Below are 12722 nucleotides of genomic sequence, written 5' to 3' on the forward strand. Positions count from 1 at the left end.
CCCCGGCAATCATCCCTCCCTTGGCCCTGATGATATAGCGGCCCCGGTTTTCTTGGACAGAGTAAGAAGTGAATTTCTTGTTCAAGGAAACAGCCAATGAAAAAGATGTAGTCAGTCCCGGTGCACCGGAAGCCAAACGTTGGAGCGCCAATTGCAAGTAGGAAGTCGTTCTTCGCCTCATACGTGGAAAGTTGGCCCTTTTTAGCGGTAGCTTACCCAATGTTATTGAAATTGCAGTGAAATTTTCTGATCCCGTCTCACGCTCCATTTAACGTCAAGGAATCCTTCGGGATTCCTTTCTTTTTACCCCGGCTGCGGCGGTTCTGCCCTCTCCTTTAAAGACATACCTCGGAATGTCGGATCTGCAAATCTAAAGTATGAATGCCGATTGTTGCCGCTCCTGTAGGCGTCATTCCTCGGCTTGAGCCATATCCTGCACCACAAACCTGCCGCAGATGAAACAGAAGAGGCCGGCCAGGCCCATAACGCCCGGGGTGATCAGGAGGGCGCTGCGCAACCCCCATTGGTCGGACAGCCAGCCGAGGACGGAGGGCGAAACCGCGTCGCCCAAGGCGTGGATGAAGAAGATATTGACCGCAAAGGCCATGGCGCGGATAGCCGGGTTGGTGACGTTGATGATGACGGTATTGAGCGGTCCGGTATTGAAAAAGAGAAAAAACTCGGCGATGAAGATCGCGGCCATGCAGCCGGTCAGGCCGGGAGCGAGGATGGCCCAGGCGGCGAACGGGGTGCCGATCAGGAAGCCCCAGCCGGAGATGAGCAGATAGCCCTTGCCGCTTCTTTTTTGCCAGAAATCGCCGAGCCAGCCGCCGGCCATGGTGCCCAGTATTCCGGCCAGCACCGTGGTCGCGCCGAACAGGGTATTTCCCCTTGCCACGTCGAGGGAATGGGTGCGGTACAGGAACGAGGGGATCCACTGGGCGAGTCCGCCGATGGCGAAGGTCATGGCAGCCATGGCAAGGGTGTTGCAGACGAACGAGCGGTTTTTGAACAGGGCGGCGTAGCCTCCGGAGACTTTTCCGTGCGCGGCCCGCAGGGATGCGTCGTCGCCGCCGCGGGACGGGGGGCGCAACCGTGCGATGGGAATGGCCAACAGCAGGCCCGGTATACCAACCAGCAAAAATGCGGTGTGCCAGCCGTACCGCTGCCCCAGCACCCCGCCGAGGAGATAGCCCAGCGCGCTGCCGACCGGAATGGCGACATAGAACCAAGCCAGGACCCGTCCGCGGCGTTCCCTGGAGAAGAAGTCGGCGATGAGGCCGGGTGATACCGTGCCGAAACTCGCCTCACCGATCCCGACGGTGGCGCGGGCACCCAGCAGGGTCCGGTAGCCGGGGGCAAGACCGGCCAGAACCGTGGCCATGCTCCAGACAACCAAGCCTCCGGCGGCAAGTTTGGTCCGGCTCCAATGGTCGCCGAGCCAGCCGAAGAGCGGGGCGAAGAGCAGGTAGCTGAGCATGAAGGCGCTCCCGAGAAACCCCAGCGCCGTATCGGAGAGACGCAGATCGATCTTGATCAGGGGAAAGACCGCGAAGAGCACCTGCCGGTCGATGTAGTTGAGCAGGTTCACCGCCAAAAGGAGCCCCAGGGCGTAGCGGCGGTAGGTGAGCGAGATCGGCTGGGCGTCCATACGGTGTATCCTCTGAGAGAACTGGCAACCGGGTGATTGTAAACGCAAAATCAAAAACGTCAACCACTGAGATTCGCGGAGGAAACCCAAAACCAACGTCGTCGAGATCCGGGCGCAAACCTGAATCCATTCGTCAGGAGTTCTTCGCCTCCATTGCATTAACCGGTTTTGTGCGGGATACTTATTTTGGATACTTTCCCACTCCCGAGAGGTGGCACGTAATGGACAAGAAGATATACGTGAGCATCATGGCCGCCTTTGCCACGGCTGCAGCAATCTGGCTGTTCGCCCAGCTGGCGGCCCCAATCGCCAAACCGCTGACGTGGGCGCTCATCGTCGGCATTGCGACCCTTCCGCACCACGAGCGGCTGGTCAGGAGGTGTCCCGGCCACCCCGGACGCTCTGCCGGCTTGATGGTTTTGGCAATAACCGTCTGCTTTATCCTGCCGGTTGCGGGCCTGATCGTCTTGGTCGTGCAAAACGCCGCCGACTGGTACACGGAAGGCGAGCGGCTCGTCCTGGCATTTTCGACGACCGGGGCGGGCGCACTCAGCCATTTTCCGTTCGCAAGCGAGATCAGGGCCGTGGGAGAGCGGTTCGGCATCGATCTCTCCGGTCTCGCCGCAAAACTGGCTGCCGGCGCTTCGGGGTATCTCCTTGATGTGGCGACCAACACCGCAAAAAACCTTGGGGAGCTCCTCTTTACCCTGGCGGTGGCGCTGTTCATGCTCTTCTTCATCTACCGCGACGGCGACAGGATCGTGTCGGTTGCCATCGCCCGTTTGGCCGCGAATCAGGACAACATGCGCCGCTATTGTTCCGAAATTCGCGCCACCGTTACCGCCGTGACCGTCGGAACGATCTTTACCTGCCTGGTGCAGGGCGTAACCGCCGGCCTCGGGTATGTTGTCGCCGGGATTCCGGCCCCGGTTCTGTGCGGTGCTCTGACGGCCCTGGCAGCGCTTGTGCCGGTTGTCGGCACCGGTATTGTCTGGGTGCCGCTCGTTGCCCTTGCCGCCATCAACGGCGCCTATCTCAAGGCGGGCCTCCTGGCGCTCTGGTGCGTGTTTTTCGTGGGCCTTGCCGATAATGCGATACGCCCCCTCGCCATTGGGGCAAAGAGCACCGTTCCCATACCTATCCCGGCGGTTGTGCTCGGAGCGATCTGCGGGGTGTTTGCCCTGGGGATTCTCGGCCTTATCGTGGGTCCTGTCCTCTTTGCGATCCTCATCACCGTTTGGCGGGATGTCATGGGTGTCGGATCGTTGCAGAGCCAGGCTTGAATTCAATCATCTCGTTCCGAAGACCGCAACGTATGCCTGACTTCTCATCACGATACGCACATGACCATGCAGAACCCCATCTCGGTGCGGCCCAGACCGTCCTTGCCTTCCTGCTGCTCTGGCTCGGCCTCGCGCTGCCTCTGCATGCCGCCGAACCGGTGGAGATCGTTGTTGCCGGCGTCGAGGGCGCAGCGCTGAAAAACGTGCAGGAAACGCTCGTTCTCCCGGCCGGATTGGTACGCGGAGGAACGGTGGACCGCCTCTGGCTCGACCGTTTTGCCCGGCAGGCGGGCGATAAGGTCAGGACCGCCCTGGAACCGTTCGGCTATTACCATGCGCTGGCCGCGGTTACGGTCGAACCGGACGGAGAGCGTTACCGTCTGCTGGTCAAGGTGGCGCCGGGCGAGCCGGTACGCCTGACCGATGTCGCCGTGGCGGTGATCGGGCCGGGCAAGGGGGAAAAACGCTTGGCGAGGCTGGTTGCGGCGTTCCCCCTGCACAAGGGAGATGTGCTGCTGCACCAGAAGTACGAGGAGGCCAAGACGGCGCTCACCGCACGGGCCCGGGATCTGGGCTACCTGGATGCCGATTTTTTCCGGCACGAGATCCGCGTCGCCCCGTCCGCCACAAGCGCCACTATCGAACTGGTTCTGGATACGGGCGAGAAATACTATTTCGGCGCGACGCGCATCCAGGGTGCGCCCGACTACCCGGACCGTTTTCTGCGCCGCCATCTGACCTATGCCCCCGGCGAGGTCTTTTCCTACCCCCGCCTCGGCGAAACCCAACGTAACTTCACCAACTCGGAGCGTTTCAAAGAGGTCGTCATCACGCCGGAAAAACAGGATGCCGAGGCGCACAGGGTGCCGGTAGCCATACAGCTGACACCCGGGCCGCGCATAAACGTGCGGCCGGGCATAGGCTACGGCACGGACACGGGGGCGCGATTCACCGTCCGTTACCGCGACCTGAACATGTTTCACCAGGGGCACGAGCTGTATTCGCAACTGTATGTTGCCGAGCGGCTTCAGGGGCTGGTGACCGGCTATGTCCTGCCCAGCCCGAAGGATGTCAGAAGCTCCACGACGTTGCAGCTGAACCTGCAGCAGGAGGACAACACGAGCTATTTCAGCCGCATAGTGGCGCTGGAGGCGGACCGCAACCGGAGTTTCGGCCCAGGCAGGCTGGGCACCGCCTACATAAAGGCCCAGTACGAAGACTATACCGTCGGCGCCCAGAAATCCTCCGCGCGACTCCTGCTGCCCGGTCTGCGTTTTTCCGATGATCGATACGACAATCCCGTACGTCCCCGCCGCGGTTTTCGCTACACCCTTGATCTGCACGGCACCCATCAACTGCTCGGCTCGGATACGAAACTGGTCCAGATCCTGGCCGCGGGGAGTTATCTTCTGCCGCTCCCCTGGCGTCTTTCGCTGCATATGCGGGCCAATGCCGGGGTAACCTTGCTGAACGATCCCTTGACCGATATTCCACCTTCGCTGCGCTTCTTTACCGGCGGCGACCAGAGCGTGCGCGGCTATTCCTACAAATCCCTCGGCCCGCGCGACGCCACGGGCAAGGTCGTGGGGGGCAAACAGCTCCTGACCTCAAGCATGGAGCTGGAACGGGCGCTCTTCAAGGATTGGGGCGTTTCCCTGTTTTACGACGCCGGCAACGCCTTTAATAACTTCTCCGCCATCAAGCTGTTCCAAGGAGCGGGCGTCGGTCTCCACTACTACACTTCGGTCGGGGCCTTGAACCTTTCCGTGGCCCAGCCGCTGGGGGTGGACAAGCTGGCGCTCCATTTCCACTTCACCGTGGGGTTCGAACTATGAAACGGCCGCCCCCAAAGAGTCTCGTGGCGGCGGTGGCGATTGCCCTGGCTGGGGCCGCGCTTGCGGCCCTTGTCTGGATCGTTTCCACAACCCAGGGCGCCCGCTGGCTCTTAGGGGCGATCGACTCCCTGAGCGGGGGCAGCTTCTCCGTTCAAAAGGTCGAGGGAAGGGTTGCCGACCATCTGCTCCTCACGGGGGTGCGGATCGCTCTGCCACAGCAAAAACTGGAATTTGGCAGCCTGGAACTAGGCTGGAAACCGCTCCTGCTCCTGTCGGGCACCGTCGCTATTCAGGAGTTGGCCGCCAGCGGGGTGCGGATTCAGGACAATGCCCCTCCCGCCGGCAAACCGCCGATTCTGGCCTGGCCAAGGGCGCCCCAGATGGCGCAGCAGCTTGATATGATCATCACACGATTGCAGGTGACCGATCTCAGCTATCGCCGTCGCCAGGAACAACCCGTACGGGTAACGTCGATCGCCGCTTCCGTCACCTGGCGCGACAGCCTCCTGGCCATCAGCGATCTCACGGCGGTGGCACCTTCCGGGCGGATAAGCGGCGCTGCCTCGGCAGGTTTCAGGCAACCGTCTCTCACGGCAGACCTGGTCATTGCCCCGGCACACCCCGTGGCGGAGATGGACCGGTTCCGGTTGAAGGTGGGGCGCGGCAACGGCAGAGGGCCTGAGCCGTTTACCGGGACGGTCGCCATCACCGGCACGGCGGGCGCCCGGAAATTGCTGGAACTAACCGGCGATGTGGGGATGGCGCCCAATGCCTTCAATCTGCGCCGTCTTCGCCTGACCAAGCCGGGGCAAAAGGGGGTGCTCACCGCCGATGGGTCGCTGACGTTCACTGCCCGGGAATCGGCCCTGTCGTTGCAGGTCATGGCGGCCGGCCTCGATCTCTCCCCACAGCTGAACGTGCCGACAAACCTCTCCGGCACCCTGAGGTTCGCGGGGACCCTGGACAGGTATCGGGGCGATGTTACCCTGACCAACAAGGGGCAAGGCTGGCGGGCGGCCTCTGTTTCAGCGTCCTATCGCGGCACGCGTGACGGCATAAAGCTGGCTCCGCTGAACGGCAGGTTTCTCGATGGTTCCCTGGCGGGCAACCTGGATATGAACTGGCGCGACGGCTTTGCCATGCAGGGGGTGATCAGCGGCAGAAATCTCAACCCTGCCAGGATTGCCCCCGACTGGAAGGGGAGGGCGAATTTCAACGCCACCGGGACGCTGGCTTGGCCCTGGAAGGCGCCCCTCTCGGGGAGCGTCAGCGGCGTCCTCCTGGAAAGCCGCCTGCACGGGCAGGGCCTGGCCGGCGGGGTACAGGCTGATTTTGCCGAGAACAATCTTAACCTCTCCCGGCTGGCGCTGCAGGGCAAAGGGTTTGACCTGCACGCCTCGGGGGAACTGAACCGGCGCTTGGCCGTAGCCGCACGGATCACCGACCTTTCCCTGCTGGTTCCGGGCGCTGCCGGAACGCTCCGGGCCGATGGGTGGGTGCGCTGGCGCGAGAGGCATCTCAGCGGCGCCGTCGCCGGTACGGGGAGTAAACTTGCCTGGCATGGAGCGCGGGCAGCAGCCGCCAATCTGAGTGCCCGGCTTGAAGAAGGCGCGGGGTCTCCCCTGCATGTCGCCGCATCTCTGCGGGATGCGGTCTATGACGGCTATGCGCTGGGTGACGTGACCTTGGCGGCGGACGGGACGTTGCCCCATCACGCGGTGAGCGCGACACTGCACTCGGCCGGCAGCGAGGCGCGGCTTAATCTGGCGGCAGGGTACGGCGCCGGCACCTGGAAGGGCGAGATCACCCGCTTCGCGGGCAGGGACCGCTCCGGCCCGTGGAACCTGACGGCTCCTACCGCATTTGCCGTCAGCGCAGATAAATTCGCCCTGTCTCCCTTGTCCCTCACGGCGGGGACAGCGGAGCGTCTCGAAGTCGCCGCCGATCTGGCCTTTCATCCCCTAAACGGTCACGTCCGGGCCAAATGGGCCGGCCTGAACCTGGTCCGGGTCAATCCCTATCTGAAGGATATGCAGTTCACGGGAAACAGCAGCGGCACGGTCCGGTTAGGCTTCCTGCCCGGGAAACGGCTCACCCTGGCAGGGAGCGCCTCCGGCAACGGGACCTTCGCCGGGCGCGGAACAAGCGCGACCATCCTGCGAAGCCAGGTTACCTTTGACGGCAGCGAACAGGGCATGCGCGGTAGCATGGATCTCACTACGGCAAGCGGTGGCAGGTTGCAAGGGACATTCATGTCATCCGCCCCGCTCCGTCTGGCCATGCCCGAGAAAGGGGACCTGACGGCGGAATTGAGCGGGATCGACCTGGCGCTGCTCAAACCATGGCTCCCCCGCGACACCGGACTTGAAGGGCGCATCACCGGACGGGCAAAGGGGAGCCTGATGCCGGGACAACGCTTTGAGCTGACCGGCACTGCCGCGCTTTCCGGGGGGGCGTTACATCAGACACGGCCCGACGGGGAGCTGAACCTCATATGCAAATCCGCAGAGGCTTCATGGCACTGGCGAGGGGCAACACTTGGCGGCACCCTTTTCCTCACCATGGCTGACCACGGCCAGGCGCGGGCAGACTTCCACCTGCCGGTTCCGGCGCGTTTCCCGGTGGCCGTCGATCCTAAAGGGCCTCTCCGGGCATCGCTCACCGGGCAATTCCAGGAAAAAGGCATTATCACCGCCCTGTTTCCGGGGCTGGTCCAGGAAAGTTCCGGTGAGCTTGCCGCCGAACTTGCCATTAACGGAACCTGGGCAATTCCCCAAATCGGAGGCATGTTGAAGTTGGCCAAGGCCGGTGCGTATCTGCCCACCGCCGGCGTTCGCCTCAAGGACGTCCAGTTCGCGGCGCGCCTGGAAAAGAATCTCATCCGGATCGACTCCTTCCGGGCTGTCTCCGGACCCGGCCACGTGGAGGGGACGGTGCTTCTCACCCTGGCCGGGTGGCGGGTTGTCGGCTATCAGGGCACCATAACGGGCGAAAATTTTCAAACGGTCTATTTTCCCGAACTCCAGCTCCTGAGCACGCCGAAACTCACCTTTACCGGAACCCCGCAAAAAATCACCCTGCGTGGCGAACTGCGCCTGCCTGAACTGCGTATCGTCGGGGCGCCGTCCCGTACGGCCATTGCGCCGAGCAGCGATGTCATCGTGGAGGGAAGGGGCGTGCCGGTCGCCAAGGCCTCACCCCTGGTTTTGGACGTCCAGGTCCGGGTGCTGCTTGGGGATAAGGTCTTCGTCAAGGTCGCGGGCATCGACGCCCAGTTGGGCGGAGCCCTGGACCTGTCATTGACCCGCCTCGACAGCATTACCAGCAGAGGCGAGATCAAGGTGGTCAAAGGGCGGTACCGGACCTACGGCGTGAACCTGGAAATCGTCCGCGGGCGTCTGTTCTTTGCCGGCGGCCCGATTAATCGCCCCTCCCTTGATTTTCTGGCCCTGCGCACCATTGGGGACGTGCGGGTCGGCGTAACGGTTGCCGGCACCCTCCAGAAACCGGTCACCAAGCTCTACTCCGAGCCCGCCATGCCGGATGTGGATGTCCTGGCGTATATCGTCCTCGGCCACCCGCTCGGCAGCAGCAGCCAACAGGCCGGTCTCGTGGCCCAGGCTGCCGGCGCCCTGCTCACGTCCGGCCAGGCGGGGACCCTCCAGGAGCAGATAAAGAATCACCTCGGTTTGAGCACCCTGGAGATCCAGGGGGGTGTCGGGGGAACCGCCAGTCCCATGGGGTACAAACCGCTCCAGGTGACCCCTCCCGGAGCCATACCGGCGACGCAGCAGCCCGGCGTCACCGAGACGATGCTCACCGTGGGCAAGTATCTGACCCCGCAACTCTACATCAGTTACGGTAAGTCGCTGTTTACCGGGAGCAACCTGTTCCTGCTCCGGTACGATATTCTCAAACAGTGGCAGATTGAAACCCAGACCGGCACTGAGAGCGGCGCCGACCTCTTCTACAAACTGGAGTTCAAATAAGAACTTGTTCGTAAATAACCATGTTCAGGTCTCGCGCCCGGATTTGGGGCGATTTTTTCTGGCCTGATTGAGTAAAACCGCAGGCCCAGCAGGGCTCCGTCGAGGGGCTTACGATTGAAGGACAGGGAAGGGCGACCCGGGACCTGATTATTACCAGATACGACCGCGACACGGACATCTTCCTCGGCGGCATCGGTTACCGGTTTTGATGTGGGCCGTTACGGCGCATAAACTTTGGCCGGGGGTGATTCGCCTCCTTAAGCCCCCGGCCTTTTTTGATTTAGCCATATGGCGGAAAGCGTTATTCCCGGCATCATACGTTCGGAAATAGTAATGGAATCGCAATGAACAGAAATGCAGTCCAACGCCGATGTTAACGTGTACGATCAGGTGCTGATTGAAACATACACAGAGGGGATATGCCTACTCGTGAGGCTGCCCCCATCAACTTCATCATTGGGGGGATGCAACGCATGACTACAACCGGTTCCGAATATCGTCTTGACGGCATTTATAAACAGCGCCAGGAAGGCTTTTACCTGCAGCGTGTCAAACTTCCGGCCGGGGTCGTCTCCTCCAGTCAGGCCCGGACCGTCGCCGCCGTTTCCTCACGCTTCGGCCAGGGCACCATCCACCTTACCACCCGCGGCAGCATGGAGATTCACTGGCTGAAGGAAAGCGATCTGCCCATTATCAAGCGTGACCTGGCCAAAGTCGGCCTGACCGCGCGCGGTGCCTGCGGTGGTGCCGTTCGCGGCATTACCAGCGGCAGCCAGGCTGCCCAGGAGTTTCCGGCACTGGAATCCATTGCCCGACGTCTCCATCGACAATTTACCGGTAACCCCCGCTTCGAACGTTTACCCAAGAAGTTCAAGATCGGCATCGAAGCAAGTGTGGCCAGCGGCCGGCACCTGATCCAGGACGTCGGCTTGGTGCTGACGGGGGGCGAAGATGGCCGCAACCTCTACGACGTATGGATCGCCGGCGGCCTGGGGCGCGAACCGCGCCCCGGCTTCCTGTTTAAGCAGCGGCTCCCCGAAGAACGCATCATTCCGGTTATAGAGGCAATCGTCAAGGTCTACGCCACCCATGCGCCGCCCCCCAAGCGCCTCAAGTTCCTGGCCAGGGAGTTCGGCGAAGCGAAATTGTGCCGACTGATTGAGGAAGAAATCGTGTACCGAGAGGAAATTCCCCGTACCAGCGGGCTGCCGGAACAGTTGGTGCCGTCCTCCGACGGGCGCCAGCGCCTGGAGCTGCAATTGTTCGCCGGCAAGCTGACCGCTGGGCAACTCGAGCAGATCGCCGATACCGCCGACAGGTACGCCGATGGTGTGCTGATGATTACCGCCAACCAGGATATCGCTCTGCTCTTGTCACGCGGGGTCGAAGCTGCCCCAATTCTGGATGCATTGCAGCAATCGACCGGCTTGGACTTTGCTGCAACTGCACCAGCCATGCGAGTCTGCCCCGGCAGCCACGAGTGCCGTATGGGCCTGGCGTCAACCCGTGACGTGGCCACTGAACTGCTGGGACTCATCGGAGAACAGGGCCGAACCCAAAGTTGGGCCATTTCCGGTTGCCCCAACTCCTGCAGCCAGCCGCAGTTGGCCGATGTCGGTATTGTCTGCTCTGCACTGCGCAAGGACGAGGATGGCAAGCGCACGCCGCGCTTCGACATCTATCGGCGTACCGATGCCGGGCTCGGCACGCTCTCGGCAAATGATCTCACTGCGGATGAACTGTTCAGCAAGGTGAAAGATATCGGCTGATGGATGCCGGAATGGTTAAAATTACACAACGAACTTGATCAACCGGCTGCCAATTGCCGTAGGTTCGTGATGTCCCGTAACGGCGGGGCGCCAAACAACCGGTTGTATTCACGGCTGAACTGGGATGGGCTCTCGTAGCCTACCTGAAACGCTGCGGTCGCGGCATCCAGATGTTCTGCCAGCATTAAACGCCTGGCTTCCTGTAAGCGTAACTGTTTCTGATACTGTAAAGGGCTTAAGGCGGTCATCGACCTGAAGTGGTGATGGAACGTCGAAATGCTCATGCGGACTTGAGCCGCGAGATCATTGATACTCAGCGGCTGTGTGAAATTAGCCTTCAACCAATCGATTGCCCGCGCTATCTGATGGCTCTGGCTCCCCGCCGATGCTATCTGGCGCAGGCGCTCGCCTTGATCGCCCACAAGCAAGCGGTAGATGATTTCCCGCTGGATGATCGGCGCAAGGATCGGTATATCCTGCTGTTCAGAAAGCAAGTCGATCAACCGTTGAAAGGCGGTGAGCAGCGGCAGCGTCACCTCGCCGGTCGCCATGCCGCGGCTTGATTGCTGCGCACGGGGCGCGGGAAGATTGCTGTCCACCATCAGCTGTGAGATTTCACGCTGATCGAGTTTCAGTCTGAGCCCCAGGTATGGCTTCTCCGGGCTCGCTTCGATAATCTGCACGACCGTGGGGAGATGTACGGACGTGATCAAATAATGATGCGCGTCATACACATACGCGTCGTCGCCGAGCAGCACGCGCTTTGCCCCTTGCGTGACCAGGCAAATGCTCGGTTCGTACATGCCGGTGACCGGCTCGGTCGGCTCAATCCTCCGGAAAAGCGACAGGCCCGGGACTGCGGTTGTGTGCTGTTCGCCTTTTTCGGTCCATCGGGCAATACTTGTTCCCAGGGCCGCAAGGGCAACTCCCGTGCTGTTATCCTCAATCTCCTGCATAACTGCCTCGTTTCGAATGAATTTATCCTTGCTTAATAGTACCTGCCCCCACATTGCGTTACAATCATTATCCCGTGTTTCGTACCATTAGGCAATAATTGAACAGGATTGGTCTATCTGTCGTTGCTGCTCCTGGAGTACGGTAGAATCATCAAGAGGGGGAGTCTTGGCTAGGTGAAAGGAGAACGCAATGCAAAAACGCAGATTAGGGAATAGCGGCCTGGAAGTCTCGGCCCTCGGGCTGGGGTGCATGAGCATGAGTTTCGGCTACGGTCCGGCCGGAGATAAGCAGGATATGATCGCGCTGATTCGCTCGGCCGTGGAACAGGGAGTCACGTTCTTCGACACTGCCGAAATCTATGGTCCGTTCACGAACGAGGAACTCGTGGGCGAAGCCCTCGCACCGTGCCGCGATCAGGTCGTCATCGCCACCAAGTTCGGCTTTGATTGTGGCAGCGGCAAGCCGGGCGACCTGAACAGCCGGCCGGAGCACATCAAACAGGTCGTCGAGGCATCACTTAAACGGCTCAAGACGGACACGATTGACTTGCTCTATCAGCATCGCGTCGACCCGAACGTGCCCATTGAAGACGTGGCCGGGACAGTGAAAGAGTTGATTCAGCAAGGCAAGGTCAAACACTTCGGACTGTCCGAAGCCGGGGCGCAAACCATCCGCCGCGCGCACGCCGTCCAGCCGGTCACTGCGCTCCAAAGCGAATACTCGCTCTGGTGGAGAGAGCCGGAAGCGGAAGTGTTGCCGACCCTGGAAGAACTCGGAATCGGATTCGTTCCTTTCAGTCCCTTGGGTAAAGGCTTTCTCACGGGAAAGATCAGCGAGGAAACGAAATTCGACAGCACCGATTTCCGCAATCAGGTTCCCCGTTTTAGCGCGGAGAATCGCAAGGCAAACCAGGTACTGGTCGATCTGATCGGCAGATTTGCGGAACAGAAAAAAATAACCCCCGCCCAGGTCGCGCTGGCCTGGCTCCTGGCCCAGAAACCATGGATTGTCCCGATTCCCGGCACCACGAAGCCGCATCGCTTGCGCGAGAACATCGGAGGCGCTTCAGTTCAACTTGCGCCGGAAGACCTGCGTGAGCTCGAAAGCGCCGCATCAAAAATCACGGTGCAAGGCGCGCGCTACCCGGAAAACCTGCAGAAACGGGTTGGCCGCTGAAGCTGAAGCCGGAGAACGGTGCAAACGAACATTCATTACGGCAAAATGAAACCGGCAGAGAA

At 61.2% G+C, this 12722-nt stretch carries 7 protein-coding genes; 5 read left to right on the forward strand and 2 right to left on the reverse strand.

What is annotated here, in order from left to right; all coding sequences use genetic code 11:
- Positions 1 to 409: 409 nt before the first annotated feature.
- Positions 410 to 1651 carry a spinster family MFS transporter gene (locus F6V30_RS14745; RefSeq protein ID WP_151157712.1) on the reverse strand — a complete coding sequence of 414 codons (1242 nt, stop codon included), beginning with the start codon at positions 1649 to 1651 and terminating at the stop codon, positions 410 to 412.
- Between the two features lie 221 nt (positions 1652 to 1872).
- On the opposite strand from F6V30_RS14745, the gene F6V30_RS14750 reads away from it, so the two are divergent.
- From F6V30_RS14750 to F6V30_RS14765, 4 genes are all read left to right on the forward strand, one after another.
- Complete coding sequence (locus tag F6V30_RS14750) at positions 1873 to 2934, forward strand: AI-2E family transporter (RefSeq protein ID WP_151157713.1); 1062 nt, start codon at positions 1873 to 1875, stop codon at positions 2932 to 2934.
- Positions 2935 to 2966: 32 nt separating this feature from the next.
- The gene (locus tag F6V30_RS14755; RefSeq protein ID WP_151157714.1) at positions 2967 to 4769 is read left to right on the forward strand and encodes an autotransporter assembly complex protein TamA; all 1803 of its coding nucleotides are present in this window, start codon (positions 2967 to 2969) and stop codon (positions 4767 to 4769) included.
- Positions 4766 to 8758: a translocation/assembly module TamB domain-containing protein gene (locus F6V30_RS14760; protein WP_151157715.1), complete on the forward strand. Its 3993-nt coding sequence runs from the start codon at positions 4766 to 4768 to the stop codon at positions 8756 to 8758. The genes F6V30_RS14755 and F6V30_RS14760 overlap by 4 nt, the downstream gene beginning before the upstream one ends.
- Positions 8759 to 9231: 473 nt before the next feature.
- Positions 9232 to 10527, forward strand: a complete 1296-nt coding sequence (locus tag F6V30_RS14765) for a nitrite/sulfite reductase (protein ID WP_191965725.1) — start codon at positions 9232 to 9234, stop codon at positions 10525 to 10527.
- 38 nt (positions 10528 to 10565) lie between these two features.
- On the opposite strand, the gene F6V30_RS14770 is transcribed toward F6V30_RS14765, so the two are convergent.
- Complete coding sequence (locus F6V30_RS14770; protein ID WP_151157717.1) at positions 10566 to 11483, reverse strand: AraC family transcriptional regulator; 918 nt, start codon at positions 11481 to 11483, stop codon at positions 10566 to 10568.
- Positions 11484 to 11673: 190 nt separating this feature from the next.
- On the opposite strand from F6V30_RS14770, the gene F6V30_RS14775 reads away from it, so the two are divergent.
- A complete protein-coding gene (locus tag F6V30_RS14775) occupies positions 11674 to 12660 on the forward strand; it encodes an aldo/keto reductase (RefSeq protein WP_151157718.1) in 987 nt (328 codons plus the stop codon).
- Positions 12661 to 12722 lie beyond the last annotated feature (62 nt).

The organism is Oryzomonas sagensis, assembly GCF_008802355.1.
GTDB classification, from domain to species: Bacteria; Desulfobacterota; Desulfuromonadia; order Geobacterales; family Pseudopelobacteraceae; genus Oryzomonas; species Oryzomonas sagensis.

What these genes read in the sequence shown, in the direction of transcription:
- F6V30_RS14745 (WP_151157712.1), bottom strand. Translation starts at nt 1,651, where the DNA reads ATGGACGCCCAGCCGATCTCGCTCACCTACCGCCGCTACGCCCTGGGG.
- F6V30_RS14750 (WP_151157713.1), top strand. Translation starts at nt 1,873, where the DNA reads ATGGACAAGAAGATATACGTGAGCATCATGGCCGCCTTTGCCACGGCT.
- F6V30_RS14755 (WP_151157714.1), top strand. Translation starts at nt 2,967, where the DNA reads ATGCCTGACTTCTCATCACGATACGCACATGACCATGCAGAACCCCAT.
- F6V30_RS14760 (WP_151157715.1), top strand. Translation starts at nt 4,766, where the DNA reads ATGAAACGGCCGCCCCCAAAGAGTCTCGTGGCGGCGGTGGCGATTGCC.
- F6V30_RS14765 (WP_191965725.1), top strand. Translation starts at nt 9,232, where the DNA reads ATGACTACAACCGGTTCCGAATATCGTCTTGACGGCATTTATAAACAG.
- F6V30_RS14770 (WP_151157717.1), bottom strand. Translation starts at nt 11,483, where the DNA reads ATGCAGGAGATTGAGGATAACAGCACGGGAGTTGCCCTTGCGGCCCTG.
- F6V30_RS14775 (WP_151157718.1), top strand. Translation starts at nt 11,674, where the DNA reads ATGCAAAAACGCAGATTAGGGAATAGCGGCCTGGAAGTCTCGGCCCTC.